Origin of the sequence: Leptolyngbya sp. PCC 6406, assembly GCF_000332095.2 — a bacterium.
Lineage (GTDB): Bacteria > Cyanobacteriota > Cyanobacteriia > Phormidesmidales > Phormidesmidaceae > PCC-6406.
Map to the genome: position 1 here is coordinate 3,677,301 of NZ_KI913949.1, position 25,475 is coordinate 3,702,775.

Sequence of the window (25,475 nt, forward strand, 5' to 3'; positions counted from 1 at the left end):
GTCCCGAGGTTCTGATACCCAAAGCACTGATATGGAAGCGCTGATATATGAGCACATCCTAGAGCACTTGGCCCGCCCTGCCGGACAATCCCTGGCTAATCCCTACACAAACCGAGTTCCACAGGGCGAGCCAAGCATCAGAAAGACAGGAACTTATCTCAATAGCATAGCCAAAAAATAGATAGGAAATTAAGGGAAATCGCGACAACCAAAGGCCGGTCGGAGACCATCGTGCCCTAAGCCCTAGACCCAGTTGCCATCATCGTTGCCAAGCCCAGAGCTTCTCCTAAGCTGGGATGAAATCACCCTAGATTGCCTCCAGACCTCCTGAAAACAAAGGCTTACTCAAGTCAACCCAATGTCCAAGGCTCATTGCGTCCACTCACCAGATCATAACGGTCACAGCGACAAAGCCAAAGTGCACCCCAAGGTGAATACCAAAGTGCACCCCAAGGTAAACAAAAGTTAATCCCCCTTCTATTGAGAATAATTCCAACCTATGGTGAACTCATACTATTGAGAAATAAACTCAATAAGACCTCAGGGGCTAGTCCCTATCCTCAATGGAGAACTAAAGCCTTATGCAGACCTATGACAGTGCAGACGTAACCTATGACTGGTGGGCGGGCAATGCCCGTTTTGCGGAGATGTCTGGGTTATTCATTGCCGCCCACGTGGCCCAAGCTGCCCTAATCACCCTATGGGCCGGTTCATTCACCCTATTTGAGCTGTCCTGGTACGACCCCAGTATCCCCATGGGAGAACAGGGCCTGATTTTGTTACCCCACCTAGCCACCCTGGGCTGGGGCCTGGGGGACGGTGGCCAAGTGGTGGATACCTATCCCTATTTCGTCGTTGGTGTAATACATCTGATTTCCTCAGCAGTGCTGGGGGCGGGTGCCCTGTTCCATGCCTTCAAGGCTCCGCCGGATCTCAAGGCCGCTTCAGGGCGAGCCCGGATGTTCCACTTTGAATGGGAAAATCCAGCCCAATTGGGGATGATTTTGGGCCATCACCTGCTGTTCTTGGGGGCAGGAGCCCTGCTGTTGGTGGCAAAGGCCACCCTCTGGGGAGGGCTCTATGACTCAGTGAGCCAAACCGTCCGCACGGTGCAGCCGACCCTCGATCCCCTGGTGATCTATGGCTACCAAACCCACTTTGCCAGCATCAACAGTTTGGAAGATCTGGTTGGGGGTCATGTTTTTGTGGGCCTACTGCTGATTGGTGGGGGTGTTTGGCACATTCTGGTGCCGCCGCTACCCTGGGCCAAAAAGGTTCTTAGCTTTTCCGGCGAAGCCATTTTGTCCTATTCCCTGGGGGGCATTGCCCTCGCGGGCTTTGTTGCTGCCTACTTCTGCGCAGTCAATACCCTGGCCTACCCAGTGGAATTCTATGGCCCGCCGCTAGAGGTGAAGTTGGGCGTTGCCCCTTACTTTGCCGATACGGTGACCTTGCCCCTCGGAGCCCACACCTCCCGTTGTTGGCTGGCCAATGCCCACTTCTTCTTAGCCTTCTTCTTTCTCCAGGGTCATTTATGGCACGCCCTGCGCGCCATGGGATTTGATTTTCGCCGGGTGGAGCAAGCCTTAAGCGTGGCTGAATCCTAAATCTGTTGTTGTCGTACTCTCCTCGAATTGGGGCTAGAGGTCTTTGCCCCTCAGCCCCTTTTTCCATTCCTATGGTTTTTCCATTCCTATGGATCATTGCCCATGTTTTTAAAGTTTTTAACGCAAGAATTCAATAGTCTCCTGCCGTTGTTGTTTCCCTGCCTAATTTGGGCTGTGCTGCTATTTTTCTTTCTGGCCCTTTTACTGGCTGTTCGGGACGGGTTACAGCGGCTTAAACGACTGCATCAGATTCCCTGTCATCGCTGCCAATACTACACAGGTAGTCTCTATCTCAAATGTCCTGTGCATCCCTACGCAGCATTTTCAGAGGAGGCGATTCACTGCTGTGATTATGAATTGGCTGCTGTTCGAGTGCGTCCAGAAAAGCCAAGGCGGCTTTCTCGAAGTAAGCTCATACACCTGCGTCGGCAAATGATATTCGGGGACTTACAAGACATCTCTGGCACACCAAGGTAGAAGGCAGCTTGCTGTTCTGCGTAAGTCCTGGACGTTGCTGAATTGAGGAATGAACCTTCAAAAGCCCCCCCCGCGTGGCCCCCTAAATTCCCCAACTCCGGGGGACTTTGAAGACTCTGGCTCCCCCAGAATTGGGTGCTGAGAGGCAAATCATAACCGGGCTAAGCAACGCCCGTAAGCCGTGCCCAACCATTGATGAGCCCTATCGGCACGATGGTATGGAGAGGATACCAGGGAGCCTCAGAGAATGGTCCTATTGAGTTGTCCAAAAACCTTGCCTCTGACACCTGTCCACCCACTCACCCCAGAAATCAGATTTTTTCCTGACACTGCATAAGCTCTCCCCACCCAGCGCTATAGACTCCTAGGTAAATCCCCTATCCCCGGTACCCCCAGCTCCGCCTGGGCACCACCACCGAGGCTCTGCTTCCGGCTGGGAGCCAAGGGCGGGGGATTGGGGATAGCGCTTAAACTGACTGGATAATTCTGGAGGCAAGGAGCCATGGCAAAGGGTAGCCCATGGGTAGGGCTGATGGTGGCGACAGCGCTGGGGCTATCGGCGGTGGAGGGAGCCGTAGCGGCGAGACGACAGCCAGTCATCCCTACCCAGAGCGCCCCAGGAAAACTGTGGCCGCTCTCTGACTTGAGTCCCATCCCAACAGCGACACCCCCAGGCATAGAGCCTTTCCCTACCCAACTGCCCCTCGCCCCTACCCAGCCTCAAACTCTGGCTGAAACTGCCCGATTATCGGAAGCCGATCGCCTTTTACAACAAGGCATCCAGCATTTCAACCGCAGCCAGTTTCGAGAAGCCCTGGCATCCTGGCAGCAGGCGTTAGACCTGTATCGTGCCCAGGGAAATCGCCGGGGTGAAGGGCATGCCCTGGGGAATTTGGGTAATGCTCATCTTGAGCTACAGGAATACTCAGAAGCCATTAGATTTTACGAGCAGGAAATAGCAATTCACAGAGAGATTGGGAATCGTGCTGGGGAAGGCAGCACACTGTTCTCACTGGGCTGGGCCTATGCTTTTCAAGCTCAGTACGAATTAGCACTAGATTACTTTAATAATTCACTTAATATCAGTCATGAAATAGGAGATGAAAACAGATCCGCCAGTATTTTATATGCTCTGGGTTGGACGTATCATAGCCTTGGAGATTTTCAGAAGGCGTTGGAACTCTATCAGAATGCATTGATAATATTTGAGGAAAATAATAATAAAAATGGACTGTCAAACATACTGATCGGATTGGGTTGGGTTTATATTGATTTGGATCAAATAAATCTTTCTATTGATTTTTTTCGGAGGCAGTTAGATATCTCTCAATCATCATCTAATCCCAGGCAAGAGGCCAATGCTTTGAATGGATTGGGTTTTGCCTATGCTGAGCTAGGTGAATACCAAACCGCAATTAATTACTCTAGGCAGGCATTAGAGATTCACCGAGATATTAACGATACTAGGGGAGAGGCTTATGCACTTGGCGATATAGGCAATGCCTATACCGCCCTTGGTGACTATCAAGCTGCTCTCAATTACTTGACCGAATGTTTATCGATTCAACGGGGATTGAATAACCGTTGGGGTGAAGGAAGAACCCTAAGTTCTATCGCGCAAATATTCGAGTCGCAGCAGCAGCCAGCACTGGCTATCACTTTCCTCAAAGCTTCGGTGGCAGTGCGGGAATCTATCCGAGAAGATATTCGCAACTTAGATTCTGGCCTGAGAACGTCTTTCACCGATACCGTCGCAGACGACTATCGCCGCCTTGCCGATCTGCTCCTTGCCCAAGGTCGCATTCCCGAAGCGCAGCAGGTGCTTGACCTGCTGCAACTGGAAGAACTGCGGGAGTTCACCAATACCCGCGCCGTGTGGACAGGCAGCGCCCTGGCCTACACCGAAGCCGAACAACCCATCGCCGATGCCCACGGCGACCTGATCGCCTTTGGTCAACAGGTCTCGACCTGTCGGCGCACCAACTGCCCCCGGCGTAATGAGCTAGAGCAACAACTCACCGCCCTCAACACCCAATATCGAGACCAAATCGCCACCTTCCAAGCGCAGGTAGGAAGTCAGCGGCGAGATGATGAAGTCTTTCAAGACCCCCGCCGCCTCAGCAGCGATGCTCGCGCCCTCCTCGCCGCCAACCCCAACTCCGTGCTGATCTACCCCTTCGTCACCGAAGACAAACTCTGGCTGCTATGGGCCACCCCCGGCGCAGTGGGCACCGTAGAAGTGGCCGTGTCCCAGGCAGAACTGTCCCGTGCCGTGCAGCAATTGGGAGAACGGCTGACGCGGGGGGGCGATCTGGAGGAACTGCAAGCCGCTAGCCAGCGACTCTATGACTGGCTAGTGCGGCCCCTGGAAGCGCCACTGGCAGCGAATGGTATTGAAAAGCTGATCTTCGTCAACGATCGCGTCACCCGCTACATCCCCATGGCCGTCCTCTTCGATGGGGAACGCTACCTACTAGAGCGCTACACCCTCTCCACCGTCCTCTCCCCAGCGGTGACCAACACCACCAACCGCATCGGGGCGGTGGAGGACGCGCCCGTCCTAGGGCTAGGCTTGACCCAAGCCTTCCCCGGCTTTAACCCCTTGCCAGCGGTGCGGGAAGAGTTGAGCGGTATTGTGCGGGTCGGGGCTGAGCAGGGAATTTTCCCCGGCAGCGTGTTTCTGGATGGGGACTTTACCCTAGAGGCACTGGAGCGCAACCTGTTGGGCCATCGAGTGTTGCACATTGCCACCCACGCCGCCTTTGTGCCGGGGAGATCGCGGGACTCCTACATTTTGCTGGGGGATGGTAGTCGTCTAGCGGTAGCGGATATTGAGGTGCGGGAGCATCTGTTGGCAGACCTGCATTTGGTGGTACTGTCTGCCTGCCAGACCGCCCTGGGGGGAGTCGCCGGGGATGGGGCTGAAATCGCTGGGATCAGCTCCTACTTTTTGCAGCCGGGGCGGGCGGATACGGTGATTGCCTCCCTGTGGTCGGTCAACGATACCAGCACCAGTGTGTTGATGCAGCGGTTCTATACCTTGCTGGCGACGGGGGAACTGACCAAGGCGGAGGCGTTGCGGCAGGCTCAGTTGAGTCTGCTGCGGGGGGAAGATTTGGTAGCCTTGGGCGATCGCCTGAACCTGAGCCGGGGGAGTATTGAAGTTATTTCGACATCGGGACGGGCTGTGAGTCCTATTCCGGGGGGGTATGGCCATCCCTACCACTGGGCACCATTTATTCTCATCGGCAATGGTCTGTAGCAGTGGGAGCGATAGTCTACAGACCGGCCCAGAGGGCCATCGCCCACCGCTGTCGCTACACTAAAATCAGTAGCATGGTGTAACCGTCTACAAGGGGCTAGCTGACTAGGGGAATGCCAAACCAGCGACGGGCTTGCTTGCAGAGGTGCAGTTCACGACCATTGCGGTCCCACCGAACCTCGTCAAAGATTTGGTGCAAGATATATAGTCCTCGCCCACATTCCCCGACTTCAGAAGGGCTTGTAATTTCAGGGTTGGGCTCAGGGCAACCACAGGGAGCGTCAAATCCTTTGCCTTGATCAACGATAATCCACCAATACTGACCAGCGGTGACTGTATAGTGAACGCAGATTACCTTTTGGGTATCTAGTTGATTGCCATGCTTGACCGCATTGACAAGGGCTTCTTGGAGCCCTAGGCGCAGTTCTGCTCGCCAGCGGCGCGGAACATTGCTCAGCAATCGATCTAAGATCGGGCACAAGTACAATGTAGAGACAAAGCTTAGGCTGCCCCACTTCTGTGATGTGGAGGGCATAGAGATAGCTACCACCAGATATCCCCCGAAGGAATTGGTCTTCTAAACATCCAGAGCCTAGGCGTAGAAGCCTGTGCCGTTAGACAACACCTGGGTAATCCGCAGTCAAAGAATTAATGTAAGAAAGTATGGGTAGAACGGGTTTGTTAATGAGGGACGAGACAAGCCTTAAAGAGCTAAGGCTTTGTTTTTAAGACAGTTTTGGCTCTCGGATATGCCCAAGGTAGCTCTGGATAGCCCCTGATTATTGTCGTTAAGCCCTCAAAACCCCAGAGGAGCAATCAGAGGGTGCTTAAGCTTTCCGACTATACCCAGTATACCAAACCTGCTGACACCGCCAAATCAAGCTTGAATTTTTCTGGCGGGGCACCGCACCCAATCTGGGGAGAAATCGCGCTAGAGGGCAAGATAATGTTTAGCGTTATCGGCCACGATGGCGGCGGTATCTTGGCTCAGCTTTTGCAAGGCAGCTTCTGCCTCGGGTTCATCAAAGTGGGCTAGGGCTTGGACTAGGCGATGGCGCACCTGCCAGTTATCGGCATCCAGGTAGGGCAGCAGTAGGGGCAGGGCGCGGGGATCTCCCAGTTCTCCTAGGGAGCCGATGGCGGCGGTGGCGATGAGTTCGTTCTGGGACTGGAGGGCAGTTTGCAGGAGATCAAAGGCTCGCATTTCCCCCAATTCTCCTAGGGCGGCAATAATGCTGAACTGCACCAGCCATTCCTGGCTTTCTTCGTAAACCTTCTGGAGATCGTCAAAGGCTTCGGTAAGCTGCAAGGCTCCAATGGCATCTGCTGCCGCTGCTTGAGCATCGGGTTCTGGATCGCTCAACAGAGCGGTCCGCAGGATGGCAAGGGCTGTTGGGAGATCTTGGCGGCCCAGGCTGGTGAACTGGCTCAGGGCTGCATAGCGCACTCGGACATTGCTGTCCGCAGCGGCGATCTGGAGCAATTCAAATGCGATCGCGGGATCGAGATCCCGAATTTGGTTAATCGCCCGTAGACGATCGCCAAAATCCGATGATTCCAGCAGTTGCTTGACGCTCTCAGGCGTGGGGGTCATTCCGTGTCCTTCATTACAACGCGGTATGTATCACTATCGGCTATGGCGGGGACGAGATCAAAGGGGGCATCAGAACCCATGGGAACCAAGCCCAAGCGGTGCCAACCGAACCGGATTGATCCGACTACGGACTGGTCTCTGCCACCGAGTCGCTATAGCTCCGCGCCATCTCCCGCACAATGTCTCCTCGGGTGAGGATGCCCACTAGGCTACCGCTGTCGTCCAACACCGGCAGGCGGCGCACCTGCTTATCGTGCATGAGTTGGGCAGCAGCGCGGAGGGAAGCCTCGGGTTGGGTGGTGACTACAGGGTGATCGGACATCACCTCGGCTACGGTTTGCCCCAGAGCCTTGTGCAGTTCTTGGTTGAAGCGGGTGGGATTCTTAAGGTAAATCACGCTGTCTAGGAGCATGACATAGGCCGGCAGCGGTGCGCCTGTCGCCTGCCACATCAGGTCCGTTTCTGACAGGATTCCCACTAGGCTACCCTCCGCTGAGATCACGGGAAGCCCGCTGATCCGCTGATCCGCCATAATCTGGATGGCCTCCTGGAGTAGGGCATTGGAGCCGACAGTGATCGGGTCACGGGTCATCACATCGGCGACCGTTCTAGGCATCTGATTTCTCCCTTAGGTATGGGCGGGGCAGAACTGAGTCGAGGCTAGGGAGCCGGGGTGGAGTCCTTAAAAGATCACTGGCCCTAGGTCTAGATCCCAGGCTGAAGCGCTGATCCCGCATCTCTCTTCATTTTAGGAAACTGAGGAGGGCCTGCTGAGAGGGTTTCACAGGTCGTTACAGTCCCCAATCCCCCGGCATGAAAATGACCGGGCTAATCGCTGCCGTTCTCTAAAGAGAATTCCATGCTCAGAAGGGGCATCAACGTAAGCCGAGACAATATGGGCTCCGAGGAATTCAGGAGTCAGAAGTCAGTACTCTCCTAGATTCTGGCTCCTAACTCCTCCCCACGAGATTTGTCCCGCTTTGAGTTGATACCCCTCAGAAGTCCTCTTTCAGACCTGAGTTCGACAAGGAGTAGAGGGCTAAAAACGTCAATTCGGTATCAGCGCTGTCACCCCGCCGAGAATTCAAAATTCCCGGCTAACAGGCTCTAGTTCATTTTTAATGGCCATTAAAAATGGACTGGGAGCTGGGCTGGAGATAGGGGGGCTAGTCCGTTTTAACGGACTTCTGCTGTGAGCCAGGGCAATTTATTCCCTGGCGGATGGGCAGCGAAGCTTAAGTCGAACTCAGGTCTGTAAGAGGACAGTAGCTATGAGCGGCGGAATTCCATTCCGGCGCGGGGTAGCAACAGTGAGGGGGACGAATTTTTGTGCGGGATGCTGATCTAAACCTTGCCCAAGTCCAGAAGTGGAGTTTTCCGGTGGGGAAACTCCACTTCTGGACTTGGTATACAGTGGGCAATGCCCTTGTTCGCCGCAGTGTCATTACGTTGATATGTACTGTTCCAGAATGTCGATGCAGCGGTCGATGGCGCTGAGGTGGGCAATTTCGTAGCCGTGGGTATTGTCTGTGGGGAAACTGAGGCAGGCGGCCCGAGGCACATGGCCAAATTTCATGGCAATGGAGCCATCACTGCCGAAGCTCGTAATGGTGGCGATTTGGACTGGAATCTGGCGCTGGTTAGCGGCTTGGGCCAGTTTCTGGGTTAGGGTTTCGTCGTACAGGCCATAGCCATCCTCGGCCAACAGCACCGGGATCGGCCCCGACTGGATGGGGTATTCTCGCGAGAGGGGACAAATCTCTAGGGCAATCAACTCTGAAAGTTTGTGGCGCTGGCTGAAGTAGAGAGCTCCCACCGCTCCCACTTCCTCCTTGGCAGAAAAGACAAGGTAAACCGGGACTGCTGCCCGCTGTACCCGCTCTGCTAGGGCTAAGAGAATGGCGATGGAAGCTTTGTTATCCAGCGTGTAGCTGGCGATGTAGTCCCCCAGGGCAAAGGGACGTTTACGGTGTTTGCCCACCACCATCCGGGTGCCGGGACGAATGCCAGCGGCGGCAAGGGTTTCTGGGGTGCTTTTGGTTTCCACCCAGGCGGTTTCCCACTGCACCGCTTTGCCTTCCTGCTGGGCCTTCTGAGGCGACTCGTGGGAAACGTGGCGTGACCCAAAGGAAAGAATACCGCTGAGGGTGTGGTGATCCCCCAGTAGGTCCACAACCCCTTCCCCATAGACCCAGGGAAAGGAGCCTCCCAATTTACGCACCTCCACTCGGCCCTGGGGACTAAGACCTTTGACAATGCCGCCGATTTCGTCCTTGTGGGCGGTGATGGCGATGGCCCCAGGCCGGTTGGGGACCGTTGCACCCTCTGCTTGATCCCCTGGGATGCGGGCAATAATGTTGTCGGCTTCATCTTGCCAATGCTCGACCCCCAGGGTTTGGAGACGATCCAGAAGGTAGCGATTTACCTCCTGTTCCACGCCGCTGGGGGAATGGCACATGACGAGATCTGCGATCGCATTAAACAGCGAACTATGACGATCTGAAGTCATCGGCAGCATAATCTTCTAGGGATGTCCCTAGGTGAGGGATATCTAGGGACACAATTCCGTGGTCCATACCGGGGGATTGCGGCGAATGCAGAATCGCTGCTGACCCACCCAGATCAGCTTCACCTGATCGTTGTCGAAAGACTCGAATTCCAGGCGATAGCGATGGCCACCAACGGAGTCATCAGCCTCCCCTCGATTGGTCAGGATCACCACGGGATAGTTGTCATCGTAGCCGTCGCTTGTGACCGTTGTGGGCTGTTGCCCCTCCCCCAGGGTCGTGCGCCCAAAAAGTTCCAGGGCAATGGCCTCGGGATTGCGACCGATCAGGGGCAATGGGACGTCCAGAGTATTGAGGGGAATCTGCTCGTACTGGCTGCGGGCAGCGACTTGTTCCGAGGCTAGGGCCGATTCCGGAGCCCCATCCCACAGCGCTAGGAGTTGCTGGCTGGGAATGTTGATCCCCTGGAGGCAGTTTCCCCGCAGGCAAACGGTGTCATCCTTGAGCAGGTAGGGACTGTCTTCCGGGAACCCTTCACAATTCTCCTGGTAGCCGCCCGTCGTCGTGCAGGCTTGGTAATACACCAGGAGATCCCCTTGGGCGATCAGATTATCCAGGGTTTCGTGGTCCACATCTTGACCTTCAGGCCAGGGAATGGGGCCATCATAGTCGCTGACGTCGGCGGCACCAGCAGAGATCACCTGCTCTAGGCTGAGACCATCTCGGAGGATGTAGATGGGGGTGCTGAGGCTAAACCCAGCCTTGAAAAGGCAGCCGTTCTGAAAGCCGGAGGGCATTTGCAGCAGGTGTAGAACATCTGTGTCATAGGTACCGTATTCGTCGCTATTGGTCGCGTAGGCTTGGTAGGACGACCAAGGGGTACAGGCAATGGCTTTTGTTTCAAGATCCTCAGAGAATTGTTGGGCCGTCGAGGTGTTCTCGGGAGAGGAGGCCGCCGGAGTGGTATGAGAAGACACTGCGGTAGACCCACAGGCCGAGATTGCCAGGGCCAAGGCTCCGGGCGTTAGCACAGTAAAAAAACTTTGTCTCAAAATTTGCATAGAAGAAATAGACCTCATAACTTAGGCGTTCTCAACTGTATTTCCCGACGGGCATTGCCCCCTAGTGTTGCCGGGGTCTCAACTCAAAGCGGGACCACTCTCCTGGGGAGGAGTCAGCAACCAGGAGTTCAGGAGCTAGGAGAGTACTGAGTACTGACTCCTGACTCCTAAATTCCTTGGTACCAATATTGTCCCGAATTACGTTGATATCCTGTTGCCGTACAACTCAAGGTTACCCATTGCTGGGATTCATGTCTGGACTATGGGCCTCTAGAAAGTAGGCTGGAGGTAGTTGGTATTCCTATTTGCTTCCCTGAGAGTCCATGAAATCGGTCATCTCCGTTCCGCTGTCCGACCGCGCCTATGATATTGTGATTGCCCCTAGTGGGCTGGACCACCTAGGCTCCTGGTTGGCAAATCGGGAGCGACCCCTGATTAAGCCGGGGCAGAAACTTTTGCTGGTGTCCAATCCAGTCATCTTCAAACACTATGGCGATCGCGCCGTGGCCGCCCTAACCCAGGGGGGCTATCGGGTCAGTACCTGCATTCTGCCCGCTGGAGAGCGGTACAAAAATCTGCGATCGCTAGAGAAAATCTACGATGCCGCCCAAGCCCATCAACTGGAGCGCGGCTCCGCCTTGGTAGCCTTGGGAGGCGGAGTGATTGGAGACATGACAGGCTTCGCCGCCGCTACATGGTTGCGGGGTATCGCCGTGGTCCAAGTACCCACCTCCCTACTGGCCATGGTGGATGCGGCGATTGGCGGTAAAACCGGGGTCAACCATCCTCAGGGCAAAAACCTGATCGGGGCCTTCCATCAGCCCCAATTAGTGGTGATCGATCCCAATGTACTCAAAACCCTACCAGCGCGGGAGTTTCGCGCCGGGATGGCGGAGGTGATCAAGTACGGGGTGATTTGGGATCCGGAGCTATTTGAGGCGCTGGAGGCAGCAACCCGACTGGATCACTACCGCTACATTCCAGAAGAATTGCTGCACATCATCCTCACCCGATCCGCCCAAGCCAAAGCGGAGGTAGTGGCCCAGGACGAAAAGGAAGGGGGACTACGGGCCATTCTCAACTACGGTCACACCATCGGCCATGCCGTAGAGAGCGCCACCCACTATCGCGGCGTCAACCATGGGGAGGCGGTGTCCATTGGCATGGCAGCGGCGGCGGCAATAGCGATGGCCCAAGGCCATTCAGAAACCCTTGCCCGTTCCCTTTGGCATCCGTCCGAAGCTGCTCGCCAGCAGGCGCTATTGACCAAAACCCGCCTGCCTACCCGCATCCCCGCCGGACTAGAGGCCGAAAACCTAATTTCCCTACTCCAGGGGGATAAAAAAGTGCAGGATGGCCGAGTCCGCTTCATTCTGCCGGAGGCATTGGGCCGAGTCACCATTACCGATCAGGTCAGCCACGACGATCTTTACCCCGTGCTGACGGCCCTAGGAGCCCAGGGTTAGGGGGCTAAGATAGGGGCGAGCAGTGCTCAGCTCGCAATATCTGCCAACCTTTTTCCGATCCTTTTCCCTTTTCTGAGCCACCACCATGCAAATCCGCGATCGCCAATCCCTGTCCCTTGAACCTGAATTTGCCCTAACTGCCCGCCGTGCCAGCGTCAGCCGTACCACCGGAGAAACCGACGTCCAGGTGAGTCTCAACCTGGATGGGACCGGACAGTGCATTGTGGCGACGGGGGTACCCTTCCTAGACCACATGCTGCACCAACTTGCCTCCCATGGACTAGTGGACCTCCAGGTGCAAGCCCAGGGAGACTACGAGATTGACGACCACCACACCAATGAAGATGTGGGCATCACCCTAGGGATGGCGCTGAAGGAAGCCCTAGGTGATCGCAAAGGTATTGTGCGCTTTGGCCACTTCATTGCCCCCCTTGACGAAGCCCTGGTCCAGGTTTCGCTGGACTTTTCCGGGCGACCCCACCTCAGCTACGGCTTGGATATTCCAACAGAGCGGGTGGGCACCTACGATACCCAACTGGTGCGGGAATTTTTTGTGGCCATAGTCAACCACGCCCAGATCACCCTCCACATTCGTCAGCTCGACGGCCTCAACTCCCACCACATCATCGAGGCTACCTTCAAAGCCTTTGCTCGGGCGATCCGCATGGCAACAGAGATAGACCCCCGTCGCGCCAGCCAAATCCCCAGCTCCAAGGGCGTCCTCTAGCTCCAAACCCCCTATCCTTAAAGTCAGGTTCATCGAAGCATATAGATTCCATGAACTTCTAGCGGCGAGGGTGTCAGATTCCTAGCTGCGACTAATACTGGGGTCAGATAGGCCCCTCTCCAGATACATCACCATCTACCACCCCTGAAAATGCTTAACCTCCATATCGCTCCCTTGTCTTCGGTTCAGGTATTTCGGTTTTGCTACAACCACGAAATTCACGAAGCAGCGTTCTATGAAGATCAGGTTCTGAAATTGGCAGGGGTCTTTCTGTCAGATCAGCGCCAAGAGGCCATCGCCCTAGCGGGCCGCCTTAGCCACAACCATTACACCCTCCTGACCGCCAACGCCAATCTCTACAAGATTTGGGTCGAGCGCAAGTGTCACGAAAGCTTCGACACCTCCATCATGAAGTTCTATTCCGCCTAGAACACAGGCTGTTAACATTAGGGGTGTCTCAAAAATCCAGCATTAACCGAAAGTAACAACCTGGTTTCAAGGGTTTCAGAGGCTTACTCAAAGCTCATGCAGGATCGCTATACACCCTGCTGATTTTCACAATTCCCGCAAGCGCGCTATATAGTTTTAATAAGTCATTGGTTTAGGCGAGGTGCAAGATGACGCATGAGAGCATCCGGAGATCCCCCGTGTGGAATCCTCTAAGCCAGGGGAAAAGCTCTGATTTCCCGTCCCGTCCCTTTTCTGACCAATCGCAACAGAATACTCAAACATCTCCCCCCCAAGAAGATGTAGAGAATAAAGCTTTCAATCAAAATAAATTTGAGGCGTTTGGCCTCCAACTTAAGGAAGGGAATGGCACGATTACGCCTCTAGAGCAGGAAAGACTAGGGGGGCTGCAAGCCAAAATGGATGATTTTTGGGCGCAGCGCACGGAACAGACAAAGGGGAAACCAAACGTGTTGGAAATCCTCGCTCGCAACGCGCCACACCCCCAGCCCTCTAAATCTGTTGCACCCATTCAGGCCAAGCTAGCGATTGGCCAACCCCATGATCGGTATGAGCAAGAGGCTGATCAAGTAGCGACCCAAGTGGTGGAGCAGATCCAGAGGCCGACGCCAACGGCAACTCAGGCCATTACTGCACAGCGGCAAGAGGACCAAGACAACGAGACACTACAGACCCAGCCGGAAATTGCCCCAGGGCAGGATGTATTCTTTCGCCAAGGGGCGTATGACTGGAGAAATCCAGGGAAGCAGGGTTTCATGGCTCCTCATGAGTCAATTCATGGGGTTCAGCAGAATGGAGATTTTGCTCAGCCGACGATCCAACGCCGAGAGCAGGACAACAAGTACATGTGTCCAGCCGCCAACCCCAAGATTGACAGAAATGACCCTCAAGTAATTGAACAGCTCCACCAGGATGCATTGCGAGAGGAACAAGAGGAAGAACGCGAGCTTGCCACCGCCCAGGGTAAACAGGCGAAGGCAAGCCGTGAAGATACGAAGCACAAGGGTGACGATAACGAGAACTATCGAGGCAGTCTGCGCGGAGGCATGGGTAGTCTGCTTGCCCGAGCTGTTTATGGGGTCAAGGCTATTGTAAAAAACTTGCCGGATGTTGCGGTGAAGCGAATCGTACCAGCCGGACCAAACGCGAATGCTCTTATCGATCCCACTGACTATGGCGTGTGCGACACTGAGGATATTGGCGAAGCAGAGCTCAAGGTCACCGCCGTTCAGCAAGATTCAGCTTGGCATGCTGAGGTGACCCAGGTTATCGGCCCCTACAGCAAAATCATTCAGTTGCCCGCAGGGGTTCACGAGGTGACTGGACCGGGGGGCGGTGGACCTGGTGAGACAACTCTGGCGAACTCCCGCAGGCAAATTAAGTGTCTCCTTGCCACCTTTGGTCCGCCATACTATATGGCCAGTGCTGTTGATGGGCATGAAAGCGTGCACGAAACCCGAGTTCTGCCAGCACTCAGGTTCGTTGCCCCAGAGATTCAGCGGCGGTTTTCCCTGCTCACCGTGCCGGATACAGTAGGCGACAAGGATGCTGCCCTTGCTGCCATTAAAGCGCTCCCTGCCTATGCAGCTACGCTTGCTGGTTTGCGGGATCTTTGGGATGCCAAGTATGTTGAGCTTATTGGCGATGATCATCAAGGGGCTGCACAGAAGGGTGAGGAGAAGGCAAGCCGCCCCATGATCGATAAGATTAACGCCTTCCGTGTGAAGAATGGGAAGAAGGCGATTCCTGTTAAATACACTTGGACTCCGTATTAAATGAGCGAGATAAAAGTTGGGTTCGTGCCAGTGGAGTCCGATCCCCCGCACACATCTGATATTCCTCTGACTGTCAAGGTCGAGTGCATTGATCAGCAGTCTTCCTCAACCCAATGCCTTGACTTTCGGCTCAAGGTCACGAACGAATCAGACACCTCTATCCAACTCAGCAACCCCTATGAGTCAGTGAGTTACCAGATGACCGATGGGGAAGGCTGGCCGGTGACGATAGGTGCACCGCCTCGTGCCGCGAAGATCAATGGACCCCGGCGTACACCAGCGACAAAGGCCAAATATCTTGCGGTGACGAATGTCGACCTTGATGAAGAGAGCATCACGGTGGAGGAGGCGTTGACTGCGAGTAAGTTTGACCTACATAGCGGATCGACGCTGATCTTGGGGTTGAGGATAGGGTATATGTTGCGGAATACTCAGAGCAATATGCCCATACCGCTTGCTGCTGGTGAGTACCACGTGACGATGTTGTTTCCCATGTCTTGGGTCGCCGATGGCAAGAAAGATGCTGTCCTCTTGCGTTCGACGGATGCGTTTACGATAACGCTGCTGTCAGTATGACCACTGCTTTTAATGGAGCGCGTTCTATCTGGCCTACCGTCCAGTGCCTATAGTCCACTGTATTCGCGCCCTTACAAATAGGAACACCAGTCGCTCCATCCCCCCACGTAGAGTCTGTCCATGGGGTAGCCTGCTGCCACCCGCGACAGCAGATTGACGCAGGCTGTCACCCCTGAACCGCAGTACATCACTACTTCGGTACTGTCTAGGGGTGCCCAGTGGGCTTGAAGATTGGCTGGGGGCAAAAATACGCCCTCCTCATCCACCACCTGCTGCCAAAAAGAATTAATGGCACCGGGAATTGACCCGGCGATGGGGTCAATGGGTTCCTGCTCTCCCCGAAAGCGTTCCGGCGATCGCGCATCTACCAGGGTCACACCGGATTGCTGGTTTAGGGCCTCAGCGGTGGCATGGTCCACTACCCAGTTCTTCTGGGGCCGGGGCTGAAATAGTTCTGAACTGGGAGGCGGTAGTTGTGTGGTGGTAGGTAACCCTGCCCGCTGCCAGCCGGAATAGCCCCCCTGCAACACGGCTACGGTATCGTGGCCCAGATAGTGCAATAGCCACCAGAGCCGCGATGCAAAGGCTCCTCGAAAATCATCGTAGACAATGACGGCGGTAGGTGGGTGTAATGGCCCTAATGGGCCGTTCTTTGGCGATCTCACCCCACACCGTTCTAGCTTGGGGACTAAATCCGCGAGATCGGGTAAGGGATGGCGTCCCCCATGGGTCTGCACCGGACTAGAAAGATCCTGGTTTAGATGCAAATAGTGCGCCCCTGGCAGATGTCTCTCCTGATATTGCCGCCGCCCTAGCTCCGGATCCGCCAGGGAGAATCGGCAGTCCAGAATCACGAGGTCAGGGTGATCAAGATGGTCTGCAACCCAGGCGGCATCAACTAAGGGGGTAGGGAGAGACAGGCTCATGGACAATCGGATTTGGACAATCGGACTTCAGGGACTCAATCTGGCCGTTAGGATACTGCGGGGGCAGAAGTTGCGATCTCTGAAAAAAAGACAGGTTTGTCCGGCCATAGGTTTTTTGGCGACAGAGCCACAGCCCCGGTATCTCCTCCGGTCGCCAATGGTGATCGTGCTCCGCCACCAGTTCCCCTTCCGGAGCCAGAAGATCATAGCGAATAATGGCAGCCAGTAGGGGATCGTAGAGATCGCTGTGGTAGGGAGGATCCAGATAGATGTGGTCAAACTGCTGCCCCCGGAGTCGGGGGAGACAGGTCAAAACTTCTCGCTGCCAAACCACATGGCGTTGATCGGGCTGGCTGACCAATTGCCAATTGGCGCGAATGGTTCGACAGGCTAGGGCCGATTGCTCAATACCTACCACGTACTGGGCTCCTCGACAAAGGGCTTCTGCCCCCATGACGCCATTGCCGGCACAGAGGTCTAACCATTGGCACCCGGCAATCGAGCCCTGCCAAATATTGAATACCGCCTCCCGCACCCGTGCTGCTGTGGGCCGGGTTTCTTGCCCCGAGAGGGTCTTGAGCACCCGGTTGCCGTAGATGCGCAGGGCCATTAGCGCCCCACAGTGGCGGGGCGCTTAGCCACCACTGCGACGAAGTTGCTGAGGAGCTTCAGTCCTGTCTGAGAGGATTTTTCCGGGTGAAACTGGACCGCCATCAGATTATCCTGCGCGATCGCGGCTGTCACCTGTTGAGACCCATGGGTAACCGTTGCCGCAATCACTGCGCTGTCCTCGGGCTCTGCATAGTAGGAATGGACAAAATAGACCCATTCCCCCCCTTCTACCCCCTGCCAAAGCTGCGATTGGGCTTGGGGGAATTCCAACTGATTCCAACCCATGTGGGGAATCGTGATGCCAGGTTCCTTTTGAAAATGGCGAATCCATCCCGGCACCAATCCCAAACCCGATTCCAGCCCCTCTTCACTGCCCTCAAAAAGAACTTGCAATCCTAGACAAATGCCCAAAAAAGGCTTGCCACTGGCAATGACATCGCGAATGGGCTGAATCAAATCACGCGATCGCAAATGCTGAATCGCGGGGTCAAAGGCTCCGACCCCCGGCAATACGACGGCATCCGCCTGCAATAGATCCGCTGCTCGATCAGTTACGTAGGGTTCGGCACCGGCCTGCTCTAGTCCTTTGCAGGCAGAGTGGAGATTGCCCATATCGTAATCAATGACAGCAATGCGAGCCATAGTGAATTCTCCTGGGCACAGATCTGCTCCCATCCTACAATCCTGACTTGCCTTTTTGGGAAGCGAAAAGCAGGAGCCCCTAACCTGACGTAGGACTCCTGCTTTTGAGATGTGTCTATGTCCTTGTCATTCTCTCCTGACATAGGCTTACGCCGTCCATTTAAGGAGAAAATTCTAGGTCAATTGATCCTCGGTTGCTTTAGAAACGACCGGGACTCGCTAGCGGTTACTCGTCTTCATCTTCAGTAGAACTGCCTTCACCCAACTGCTTGAGGTGAATGTGTTTGTAGCCCACCTTGATTTCAAACTCATCTCCAGGATTCAAGCCCATCTCTTGGGTGTAGGCCGCACCAATCACAATCTGACCATTTTTGTGGACGCTAACTCGGTAGGTTGCTTCCCGACCCCGGCCATCCTTTTTCTTTTCAGGTTCCAGAGAAATTCCACGAGCTGCCAGCAGAGCGTCATAGAAGCCGGTCAGATCAATACGGGTTTTACCCGTCTTAGTGGTGGAATAGTAGCCGCATTCCTTGGCGGTGTCGCGTTTGTTTAGGTGCGTCAGCTCCTTGACCTTCTGAAGCAATTCCTTGCCGGCCAGAGGAGCAGTTTGGGTATCGATCATCTAAGGAACCTCATCGCTGCAATCACTTATTAAACAATACATCCGGACCTGTACAAATCCGAAGCTGCTTAAGCATACACAAAAGTCGTCGATTAGGGACTAATAATATCCGATTTTCTTTTCCCTTATCCAATTCTAAGTGAAAAAATCTCTAGAGTTCTTTCCGATCGGCCTTTCTTGCTAGTCCCAACTGGCTTCAACAGGTTCTACCCGGTCCATCCTGGCAGCGCCATAGAGGTAAGGGTTCCATCGGTACGGGTCCCAATCATCAACAGCTCTATGGCTTCAGAGAGAGCACTTCAATTAAAGATATCTGGGCGACTTGCTTGCCGGGATCCAAGTGTTGCAGAAATAGGGTTTTGGGAATCCGGCCCAGGTTTGACACCCCCTATCCTAGGCGATTTCATGGGGGTGTCACCGCTTTCCACTGAGTGAGGAAGGAGGGGACAGGGGAAGGCTTGCTACCTTGAATTCCGACGTTTTTGTCTGGCAGCAGCACCCAGGTCCGGCATCGGCTGAATAATTATGATGGCCTTTGAGGACTGGTCTTTGAGCCTCATAACCGCCCTAGGGCAAAGGACTTGAGACTATGCCATCCCAAAAATCATTCCTTGGATTGGGTCAATGCGATAGAGCAAAGCGATGTCGTGCTGACTGATTCAGGCTCTGGGCTCTACTCTGCTCAGATGCGTGACAGGGCTTGAGCAGAAACACTCTGAGATCGATTTCTAAGTTTATCGGCCTCTTAAATCTGCTATAGATAAATTGACAGAAGATGAATTGACAGATTCTTTAACACCTGAGGGTAGACCAGGATGCAATCCGATGAACAACGCATCACGCTGTCGGTAAGCAACTTAGCTTGGTTGTTAGCGGCGGTGCCACTGTTATTGATTGGCTGGCAACTCCGCAGTTTACTGATAATGTTAATGATTTCCGTAGTATTGGCGGCCTCGATTGCCCCCGTTGTGAATTGGGCGGAGCGTTTTCGAGTTCCCCGCTGGCTGGGGGTTGTGTTGACCTATCTGTCAATCCTAGCCGTAATTGTGGGGATTGTACTCCTGGTTGGACCGACGGTGGTGGAGCAGATTCAACTCTTGGTGCGGCAAATTCCTGTGTCCCTGCGCAAGGTCCTGGAATCAGTGGAAGGCTGGGTGATTGCCTTTAATGATCAGCGCCCTGAATTGGCCAGTGAGCTGCTGAATCAGGTGCTAGATGTACAGGGGTTGACGAGCTGGGCGATTCGGTCTAGCCAGCGGTTGTTGGTTCGATCCTATAGTGTAACGACGGGGATTGTGGGGGGGGTCTTTAGCCTGATTTTGGCCCTCTTCGTGTCGGGATATATGCTGGCGGATAGCCGTACCTTGGTGAAAAATTTTGTGCGCCTCTTGCCTGCCCCTTGGGATGATCGCATCGAGGCTCAGGTGGCCCCCATTAGCAATCGAATTGGGAGCTATATTCGGGGACGGCTGCTGGTTTCTGCTATTTTGTCCATTGCCACCACCGTTAGCCTCAGTATGTTAGGACTGTCGGAATTTGCTTTGGGGTTGGGTGCGATCGCGGGAGTGACAAATCTAATTCCGTTCTTGGGGCCATTTTTGGGGGCGATTCCGGCCCTAGTGGTGGCAATTTCCCAAGGGGGATGGATAATTCTATGGGTTTTGCTGCTGTATATCGTCATCCAAAACCTAGAGACCTATGTGCTGGATCCGCTGTTGGTGGCTTCTTCCGTCGGGGTCCATCCCCTCTATCAACTGCTGGCCGTGTTAGGGGGAACACAGGTTTTGGGCATCATTGGGGCGCTGATCGTGCCGCCTTGGATTGCGGGAGGGGCGGTGCTGTTAGAAAATTTATACCTGCGCCCCAAGTTGATGGCGGAACGTCATCAACCAACGGAAACAGTAAATCCGCTATTCACGCAACCTTAGGAGACAGAATCGGTATTATGGAACATCGTGGCGTCACAGTTTGGCTAACGGGTCTGAGCGGCGCAGGGAAAAGTACGATCACTGATGCCCTGGCTGAGGCATTGCGCGATCGCAGGTGCAAACTTGAAGTCCTCGACGGCGATATTGTCCGCACTAACCTCACCAAGGGACTGGGCTTCAGCAAGGAAGATCGCGACATTAATATCCGCCGCATTGGCTTTGTCTCCCATCTGCTGACGCGCAATGGAGTCATTGTGCTGGTGTCTGCCATTTCTCCCTATCGGGCGGTGCGGGAAGAGGTGCGCGCCACCATCGGTAACTTTGTAGAGGTGTATGTGAGTGCGCCCTTAGAAGTCTGTGAGTCGCGGGATGTCAAGGGGCTCTACAAGCGGGCTCGGGCTGGGGAGATCAAGCAGTTCACAGGCATTGATGACCCCTACGAGCCCCCTACCCAGCCTGAAGTGAACTGCGAAACCCACCAGGAAACTCTGGAGGAAAGCGTTGCTAAGGTCATCGCCAAGCTAGAGGAACTAGGCTATCTCAGTCCTACTGCGATCGCGGTCTAGCTACCACCTCTAGACGCCATTTCTGAGTCAGCTGATCACCCCATAATATCAAGTCCGGCTAATCGCCTTACATACTGCATCGGGCTGCATCGGGCTGCATCGGGCTGCATCGGGCTGCATCGGGCGCAGAGCCCTGCGCCCCTAAAGATTCCTGGATTGGAAATGGGGGTGTTTAACCGGACTTCATAGAAACCCCTGAATTAGGCGCAGGTTTCATGCCTAATTTAGGGCAGCAGCAGCAGCCCTGCCTGGAGACAGTGCTCGTACCTTTGCTGCCTGGACGTATCGGTGGTCGGTTGAGATCTTTCCTGAGTTTGCCAAGGAGGAAACGCTTGCGGGGTAGGCATGACCACGCAAGCCCTACTGAAGCAAGCTAGGGGCTATAACCGCCCCATAACCAGGAATCTGGCTTTGATTGTCCATAGCCCCTAGCCCTTTTGCTCCATGACAGTAGTGAGGCGTTGGATGGCCTGGGTGAGGTTTTCTTGAGCTGTAATGGCGGGGTCGGGGGTCGGGTCCGGCATTTCAGCGGCGACAACTTCCTCCCGCTCCAGACGCTTTTTCGCTTGCTCAAAGGCGCGTACCACGAGAAATAGGCAGAAGGCGATAACAACAAAATTAATGATAGCGGCGAGAAAGAGGCCGTACTGCACCGTGCCGACAGCAAGATTTTCTAGCTTATCCACTCCCGCCGCCTGCATGGCCGGAGTGAGGATGGCAGGAGTAATGATATTGGCCACCAGGGACTCGATAATTTTGCCAAAGGCCCCGCCGATAATCACCGCAACGGCTAGGTCAATGACATTGCCCCGCATGATAAAGCTCTGGAAATCAGCAAGAAATCCACTACTTGCCCGTCGTCCGCGTCGAATACTCATGGGTTCCGTCCTGGGTAGTGCGTCTTACTGTATCTACAATCCTGATGTTTAAACTATTTTGAGCCGGATCCAAAATGGGGATAGAGCCAGCATCTGGACTGGCTTGCTGCTTTCTAGTGGACCATATCTGGGGGGCAGTTCCCACTCTACGGTTAACGGGAATGTTCCAGGGGCGCACGGCTGTGCGCCCAAGTCAGGGAGTTTCTTTTTGGAAAATAACCTTAGACCTTTTTCAGCCAGCTAAACATGGCGCGGAGGTCTTTGCCGACTTCCTCAATAGGGTGCTCGGCTTCCCGGCGGCGCATGGCGGTAAAGCCCGCATTGCCAGATTGGCTTTCAAGGACAAACTCCCGCGCAAACTGCCCGGTTTGAATCTCCTTAAGAATTTTTTTCATCTCCGCCCGAGTCTCATCGGTGATGATGCGCGGTCCTCGGGTGTAGTCACCGTACTCAGCAGTGTTGGAGATGCTATCGCGCATGGTGGCAAGGCCACCTTCTACCACCAAGTCCACAATGAGTTTTACCTCATGGAGACATTCAAAATAGGCTAGTTCCGGCTGATAACCCGCTTCCACCAGGGTTTGGAACCCGGATTTAATTAACTCACTGAGACCGCCGCAGAGGACCACCTGTTCGCCGAAAAGGTCGGTTTCGGTCTCTTCCCGGAAGGTGGTTTCCAGAATTCCGGCGCGGGTGCCGCCGATGCCCTTGGCGTAGGCCATGGCGCGATCGCGGGCTTGTCCGGTGGCGTCTTGGTACACCGCAAACAAACAGGGCACCCCTTGGCCCTCAGTGTAGGTGCGGCGGACGAGGTGGCCGGGGCCTTTGGGGGCAACCATGACCACATCCACATCGGAGGGGGGGACGATCTGGCCAAAGTTAATATTGAAGCCGTGGGCAAATAACAGGACGTTGCCTGCCTCTAGATTGGGGGCAATCTCGGCTTTGTAGATCTGCTTCTGGACTTCGTCTGGCAGCAGAATCATGATCCAGTCCGCTGCTTTGGCAGCATCGGCGACGGACTTCACCGTCAATCCCTCCGCTTCTGCTTTGGCCACAGAGCGGCTGCCGTCGTAGAGGCCCACAATGACATTGACGCCACTGTCCTTGAGGTTGAGGGCGTGGGCGTGACCCTGGGAACCGTAGCCGATAATGGCTACGGTTTTACCGTTGAGGAGGTCCAGGTTTGCGTCACTGTCGTAGTACATGCGGGCCATATCGTTAACTCCTTGCCTAGATCGGTGCCTAGATAACTGTGGATGAGGGGGGATGGGTTGCAGCCGCCACAAGCCCATAATTCTATCAAAGGATACGGGGCGCTTCGGAGCCGATGTTTTTACAAAAGGTTTTGCCGAGTGGCCAGGGAGATGGACTAGCTCTTGGGGGCCAGTTCCTTGGGGCCAGTCCCTGACCATTGCACCTCGCTCTGAGAGACTCTAGCGGTATCATCGCAGGATAGTGATTCTCCTCCTTTTGGCTGTCCTCCCCCCAGCCTTACCCCCTGTGACCTTTATCTCCCTTCCAATCTTGTCAATCTTGGCGGTGACGCCGCTCCTCGGTACCGTGTGGATGGACTTGACCGCCCTGGTGCTTCTGGTGGTCCTATCTGCCTTCTTTTCCGGCTCAGAAACTGCCATCACCGCCTTCGATAATCTGAAACTGCGAGCCTTGATTCAGGAAACAGGGGATCCTGACCGTTTATTCACCCTGGTACTGAACCAGCGCACCCGCTTTATCACCACGCTGCTGGTGGGCAACAACCTGGTGAACAACCTGTCCGCCATTCTCACCAGTAACCTGTTTGCGATCTGGTTTGGCAGTGCAGGGTTGGGAATCGCGGCGGGGGTGGTGACGCTGCTGTTGCTGATCTTTGGCGAGATCACCCCCAAGTCCCTCGCCATTAACAATGTATTGGCCTTCTTTCGCCTTGCGGTGGGGCCAATCTACTGGCTATCACGACTACTTTCAGCCCTGGGCATTATCCAAGTGTTAGAAAGTGTCACGACTCGATTGGTGCGCCTTTTCCAGGGCAATTCCAGACCACAAACGGAGTCGGTGCGAGATTTGCAGTTGCTCATCGATGTTCTGGGGGGCCACGGCAAACTTGATCTTGAAAAGCGTCAGTTGCTCAACCGGGCTCTGCGCCTCGACCAGCGCCAAGCTCGTGACGTGGTGAAATCGCGCATTGACATGCAAACCATTAGCCACCAAGCCAGTTTGGAGGATTTGGTACAACTCTGTCTCAGGACGGGCCATTCCCGCATTCCGGTGCAGGAAGACTCGAAGGATCAGATTGTGGGCATTGTTCACCTGAAACGTGCCCTACAGGAACTAGCCCATCGTAAAGCCACGGATCAGGGCGATGGTCCTGTCACCATTGCCATGACTCACCCCTTCTATGTCCCCGAGATTCAGACTGTGGGCGCTCTGCTGAAGGAAATGCTGCAACGCCGACTTCATATCGCGATCGTCGTTGATGAGTATGGCGGTACCGTCGGACTCGTGACCCTGGAGGAGCAACAGAGCCGTTGGCGGAGCCGAAGGGTGGTTGCCCTTGTTGCCGGGTGACCCGTGATGGGGAGTGGGGGAGTGGGGGAGTTTTTGCCTTGGATTTACACCGGAAGGGCGATGGTTTCTTTAATGCTGGAGAGGACGATAGTGGTGCGGGTGCGGTGGACGCCAGGGATTTGTTTAAGGCCGTGGGTAATTAGGGCTTCTAATCCTCGGGTGCCTTGGCAGCGGACTTTGAGCAGGTAGTCGTCGCTTCTCTGGGTACACTGTGCCCAGAGAGCCCCTATAGCACCATCGTTGGGGGCGGCAGCGGAGGGTAAAACGTGAGATGAGTGCAATTGTCTATGGCCCTTACCACGGCAAACGCCTGAGGGGTAGAACCGTGGCCCAGCTCTATGCCGAGGGCCAGCGCAATTTTGGTGGGGCGATTTTGCGGGGGGCCAACCTGCAAGGGCAAACGCTATCGCGGGCTGATTTTAGCGGGACCGATATTCGCGGCGCTAACTTTGAGCGGGCGATACTGCACAAAGCAGATTTCAGCCACACTAAGGGCGGTTTGCCACAGATCTGGGGAGGGCTAAAGCTGATCTTGGCCCTGGTGCTGACAGCAGCGATTGGGTTCATCACCACCGAGATCACGATTTCCATAGCTGGGGTCACCCTGGGCCAGTATGATCCCCAAACGGTGCTTGGGGTAATCGTCCTGGGCCTAGTTGTCATCATTCCTGTGGTGCTGATTTTAGCAGCGAATCTTTTGGTGCGTTTGGCTCTGTGGGTTGCGGGCGATAATGCTGGCAACCTGCTGATGGCAGCGGCTATCTCGTTCCCCATCGCCGTATTGATGGCGTTGATGCTGCTAGAGAATCGTTCAACGGCAATCTCGGTGATGGATGCCATTGGGAGCATAGACCGGGCGCTGGTCATATTTTTTATGGTTTGGCTGGTTGGCGCTGCGGCCATGGGCGTGGCTGATCCAAACGACAACGTCGCCGAGTTTGGCGATTGGCTTGGTAGCCTCTTGGTGATCTTGACTGGCCTAGGCGGCGTAATTCTGGGAGCAGAAGATTCGTTTCAGCTCTCCAAAGATAGAGTCGTTCCCCTTGAGATCGTGATGACGGTGACTGGGATCATGTTGGGCGTCATCCTATTTCTTTGCATCTATACCTATCGTTGGCTGGGCACAAGCACTCAACGGCCCAGCCAACTCCGAGACTGGGGTCTCAGGCTCACAACCCTGGGTGGCACCAGCTTTAGCGGGGCCGATTTGACT

The 25,475-nt window shown here is 54.8% G+C and carries 24 protein-coding genes and 1 pseudogene; 12 read left to right on the forward strand and 13 right to left on the reverse strand.

From position 1 onward, the window contains the following. Positions 1–581 precede the first annotated feature (581 nt). Complete coding sequence (locus LEP6406_RS0216215) at positions 582–1,607, forward strand: chlorophyll a/b binding light-harvesting protein (protein ID WP_008313915.1); 1,026 nt, start codon at positions 582–584, stop codon at positions 1,605–1,607. 831 nt (positions 1,608–2,438) lie between these two features. On the opposite strand, the gene LEP6406_RS33370 is transcribed toward LEP6406_RS0216215, so the two are convergent. Next, positions 2,439–2,762: a hypothetical protein gene (locus LEP6406_RS33370; RefSeq protein WP_225886716.1), complete on the reverse strand. Its 324-nt coding sequence runs from the start codon at positions 2,760–2,762 to the stop codon at positions 2,439–2,441. Here LEP6406_RS33370 and LEP6406_RS34880 point away from each other — a divergent pair. After that, a pseudogene (locus LEP6406_RS34880) lies at positions 2,647–3,402 on the forward strand (tetratricopeptide repeat protein); the annotation flags it as partial. The gene LEP6406_RS33370 and the pseudogene LEP6406_RS34880 overlap by 116 nt on opposite strands. A 45-nt stretch (positions 3,403–3,447) precedes the next feature. Continuing rightward, positions 3,448–5,346 (forward strand): CHAT domain-containing protein, encoded by a 1,899-nt coding sequence (locus LEP6406_RS0216220; RefSeq protein WP_263971256.1) that lies wholly within the window; start codon positions 3,448–3,450, stop codon positions 5,344–5,346. A 97-nt stretch (positions 5,347–5,443) separates the two neighbouring features. On the opposite strand, the gene LEP6406_RS0216225 is transcribed toward LEP6406_RS0216220, so the two are convergent. From LEP6406_RS0216225 to LEP6406_RS28475, 5 genes are all read right to left on the reverse strand, one after another. After that, positions 5,444–5,806, reverse strand: coding sequence for an ATP-binding protein (locus tag LEP6406_RS0216225; protein ID WP_263971188.1), 363 nt, complete (start codon positions 5,804–5,806; stop codon positions 5,444–5,446). Between the two features lie 471 nt (positions 5,807–6,277). Next, positions 6,278–6,940 (reverse strand): phycobilisome degradation protein NblB, encoded by a 663-nt coding sequence (gene nblB, locus LEP6406_RS0216230; protein WP_008313924.1) that lies wholly within the window; start codon positions 6,938–6,940, stop codon positions 6,278–6,280. A gap of 124 nt (positions 6,941–7,064) precedes the next feature. Beyond that, the gene (locus LEP6406_RS0216235) at positions 7,065–7,556 is read right to left on the reverse strand and encodes a CBS domain-containing protein (RefSeq protein ID WP_008313925.1); all 492 of its coding nucleotides are present in this window, start codon (positions 7,554–7,556) and stop codon (positions 7,065–7,067) included. Positions 7,557–8,384: 828 nt separating this feature from the next. Beyond that, positions 8,385–9,449, reverse strand: a complete 1,065-nt coding sequence (locus LEP6406_RS0216240; protein WP_008313926.1) for a M42 family metallopeptidase — start codon at positions 9,447–9,449, stop codon at positions 8,385–8,387. Between the two features lie 42 nt (positions 9,450–9,491). Beyond that, on the reverse strand, positions 9,492–10,508 hold the full coding sequence (locus tag LEP6406_RS28475; protein WP_008313927.1) for a hypothetical protein: 1,017 nt from the start codon (positions 10,506–10,508) through the stop codon (positions 9,492–9,494). Between the two features lie 323 nt (positions 10,509–10,831). On the opposite strand from LEP6406_RS28475, the gene aroB reads away from it, so the two are divergent. The 5 genes from aroB to LEP6406_RS0216270 all read left to right on the forward strand — a co-directional run bounded on the left by aroB (position 10,832) and on the right by LEP6406_RS0216270 (position 15,520). Beyond that, on the forward strand, positions 10,832–11,974 hold the full coding sequence (gene aroB, locus LEP6406_RS0216250) for a 3-dehydroquinate synthase (RefSeq protein WP_008313928.1): 1,143 nt from the start codon (positions 10,832–10,834) through the stop codon (positions 11,972–11,974). A gap of 85 nt (positions 11,975–12,059) precedes the next feature. Next, positions 12,060–12,701, forward strand: coding sequence for an imidazoleglycerol-phosphate dehydratase HisB (gene hisB / locus LEP6406_RS0216255; protein ID WP_008313929.1), 642 nt, complete (start codon positions 12,060–12,062; stop codon positions 12,699–12,701). Positions 12,702–12,851: 150 nt separating this feature from the next. Further along, complete coding sequence (locus LEP6406_RS0216260) at positions 12,852–13,130, forward strand: hypothetical protein (protein ID WP_008313930.1); 279 nt, start codon at positions 12,852–12,854, stop codon at positions 13,128–13,130. A 437-nt stretch (positions 13,131–13,567) separates the two neighbouring features. Continuing rightward, entirely contained in the window at positions 13,568–14,944 is a 1,377-nt protein-coding gene (locus LEP6406_RS0216265; RefSeq protein WP_155834706.1) for a hypothetical protein, read from the forward strand. Further along, on the forward strand, positions 14,945–15,520 hold the full coding sequence (locus LEP6406_RS0216270) for a hypothetical protein (protein ID WP_008313933.1): 576 nt from the start codon (positions 14,945–14,947) through the stop codon (positions 15,518–15,520). It begins immediately after the preceding gene. A 71-nt stretch (positions 15,521–15,591) separates the two neighbouring features. Here LEP6406_RS0216270 and LEP6406_RS0216275 read toward each other — a convergent pair whose 3' ends face one another. The 4 genes from LEP6406_RS0216275 to LEP6406_RS0216290 all read right to left on the reverse strand — a co-directional run bounded on the left by LEP6406_RS0216275 (position 15,592) and on the right by LEP6406_RS0216290 (position 18,322). Continuing rightward, positions 15,592–16,446 carry a sulfurtransferase gene (locus tag LEP6406_RS0216275; protein ID WP_008313935.1) on the reverse strand — a complete coding sequence of 285 codons (855 nt, stop codon included), beginning with the start codon at positions 16,444–16,446 and terminating at the stop codon, positions 15,592–15,594. Beyond that, entirely contained in the window at positions 16,415–17,056 is a 642-nt protein-coding gene (rsmD, locus tag LEP6406_RS0216280) for a 16S rRNA (guanine(966)-N(2))-methyltransferase RsmD (protein ID WP_008313937.1), read from the reverse strand. The genes LEP6406_RS0216275 and rsmD overlap by 32 nt, the downstream gene beginning before the upstream one ends. Next, entirely contained in the window at positions 17,056–17,700 is a 645-nt protein-coding gene (gene hisH, locus LEP6406_RS0216285) for an imidazole glycerol phosphate synthase subunit HisH (protein WP_008313938.1), read from the reverse strand. Before hisH ends, rsmD begins: the two co-directional genes overlap by 1 nt. A 226-nt stretch (positions 17,701–17,926) precedes the next feature. Continuing rightward, positions 17,927–18,322 carry an AbrB family transcriptional regulator gene (locus tag LEP6406_RS0216290; protein WP_008313939.1) on the reverse strand — a complete coding sequence of 132 codons (396 nt, stop codon included), beginning with the start codon at positions 18,320–18,322 and terminating at the stop codon, positions 17,927–17,929. 815 nt (positions 18,323–19,137) lie between these two features. Between LEP6406_RS0216290 and LEP6406_RS0216295 the strand changes: the two genes are divergently transcribed. Next, the gene (locus tag LEP6406_RS0216295) at positions 19,138–20,250 is read left to right on the forward strand and encodes an AI-2E family transporter (RefSeq protein WP_008313940.1); all 1,113 of its coding nucleotides are present in this window, start codon (positions 19,138–19,140) and stop codon (positions 20,248–20,250) included. Continuing rightward, the gene (cysC, locus tag LEP6406_RS0216300) at positions 20,139–20,816 is read left to right on the forward strand and encodes an adenylyl-sulfate kinase (RefSeq protein ID WP_263971189.1); all 678 of its coding nucleotides are present in this window, start codon (positions 20,139–20,141) and stop codon (positions 20,814–20,816) included. Before LEP6406_RS0216295 ends, cysC begins: the two co-directional genes overlap by 112 nt. 428 nt (positions 20,817–21,244) lie before the next feature. Here cysC and mscL read toward each other — a convergent pair whose 3' ends face one another. Next, positions 21,245–21,694: a large conductance mechanosensitive channel protein MscL gene (gene mscL, locus LEP6406_RS0216305; RefSeq protein WP_008313945.1), complete on the reverse strand. Its 450-nt coding sequence runs from the start codon at positions 21,692–21,694 to the stop codon at positions 21,245–21,247. Positions 21,695–21,915: 221 nt separating this feature from the next. Continuing rightward, positions 21,916–22,911: a ketol-acid reductoisomerase gene (gene ilvC / locus LEP6406_RS0216310; RefSeq protein ID WP_008313947.1), complete on the reverse strand. Its 996-nt coding sequence runs from the start codon at positions 22,909–22,911 to the stop codon at positions 21,916–21,918. A 286-nt stretch (positions 22,912–23,197) separates the two neighbouring features. Between ilvC and LEP6406_RS28480 the strand changes: the two genes are divergently transcribed. After that, entirely contained in the window at positions 23,198–24,262 is a 1,065-nt protein-coding gene (locus tag LEP6406_RS28480; RefSeq protein WP_225886559.1) for a hemolysin family protein, read from the forward strand. 44 nt (positions 24,263–24,306) lie between these two features. Here the strand turns inward: LEP6406_RS28480 and LEP6406_RS32245 are convergent, their stop codons facing one another. Beyond that, a complete protein-coding gene (locus tag LEP6406_RS32245) occupies positions 24,307–24,543 on the reverse strand; it encodes an Lrp/AsnC ligand binding domain-containing protein (protein WP_193364933.1) in 237 nt (78 codons plus the stop codon). Between LEP6406_RS32245 and LEP6406_RS34370 the strand changes: the two genes are divergently transcribed. After that, positions 24,534–25,475: pentapeptide repeat-containing protein (locus LEP6406_RS34370; RefSeq protein WP_162160891.1), on the forward strand; the 942-nt coding region annotated here is incomplete at its 3' end. The genes LEP6406_RS32245 and LEP6406_RS34370 overlap by 10 nt on opposite strands.

Bases quoted from the DNA above. Each gene is read 5' to 3' on its own strand.
- LEP6406_RS0216235 (WP_008313925.1), bottom strand. From the start codon at position 7,556: ATGCCTAGAACGGTCGCCGATGTGATGACCCGTGACCCGATCACTGTC.
- LEP6406_RS28475 (WP_008313927.1), bottom strand. From the start codon at position 10,508: ATGCAAATTTTGAGACAAAGTTTTTTTACTGTGCTAACGCCCGGAGCC.
- LEP6406_RS0216215 (WP_008313915.1), top strand. From the start codon at position 582: ATGCAGACCTATGACAGTGCAGACGTAACCTATGACTGGTGGGCGGGC.
- LEP6406_RS33370 (WP_225886716.1), bottom strand. From the start codon at position 2,762: ATGCCTGGGGGTGTCGCTGTTGGGATGGGACTCAAGTCAGAGAGCGGC.
- LEP6406_RS0216275 (WP_008313935.1), bottom strand. From the start codon at position 16,446: ATGAGCCTGTCTCTCCCTACCCCCTTAGTTGATGCCGCCTGGGTTGCA.
- mscL (WP_008313945.1), bottom strand. From the start codon at position 21,694: ATGAGTATTCGACGCGGACGACGGGCAAGTAGTGGATTTCTTGCTGAT.
- LEP6406_RS0216260 (WP_008313930.1), top strand. From the start codon at position 12,852: ATGCTTAACCTCCATATCGCTCCCTTGTCTTCGGTTCAGGTATTTCGG.
- LEP6406_RS0216265 (WP_155834706.1), top strand. From the start codon at position 13,568: ATGGATGATTTTTGGGCGCAGCGCACGGAACAGACAAAGGGGAAACCA.
- ilvC (WP_008313947.1), bottom strand. From the start codon at position 22,911: ATGGCCCGCATGTACTACGACAGTGACGCAAACCTGGACCTCCTCAAC.
- LEP6406_RS0216240 (WP_008313926.1), bottom strand. From the start codon at position 9,449: ATGACTTCAGATCGTCATAGTTCGCTGTTTAATGCGATCGCAGATCTC.
- LEP6406_RS0216290 (WP_008313939.1), bottom strand. From the start codon at position 18,322: ATGATCGATACCCAAACTGCTCCTCTGGCCGGCAAGGAATTGCTTCAG.
- LEP6406_RS0216270 (WP_008313933.1), top strand. From the start codon at position 14,945: ATGAGCGAGATAAAAGTTGGGTTCGTGCCAGTGGAGTCCGATCCCCCG.
- rsmD (WP_008313937.1), bottom strand. From the start codon at position 17,056: ATGGCCCTGCGCATCTACGGCAACCGGGTGCTCAAGACCCTCTCGGGG.
- LEP6406_RS0216295 (WP_008313940.1), top strand. From the start codon at position 19,138: ATGCAATCCGATGAACAACGCATCACGCTGTCGGTAAGCAACTTAGCT.
- hisH (WP_008313938.1), bottom strand. From the start codon at position 17,700: ATGGCTCGCATTGCTGTCATTGATTACGATATGGGCAATCTCCACTCT.
- aroB (WP_008313928.1), top strand. From the start codon at position 10,832: ATGAAATCGGTCATCTCCGTTCCGCTGTCCGACCGCGCCTATGATATT.
- hisB (WP_008313929.1), top strand. From the start codon at position 12,060: ATGCAAATCCGCGATCGCCAATCCCTGTCCCTTGAACCTGAATTTGCC.
- nblB (WP_008313924.1), bottom strand. From the start codon at position 6,940: ATGACCCCCACGCCTGAGAGCGTCAAGCAACTGCTGGAATCATCGGAT.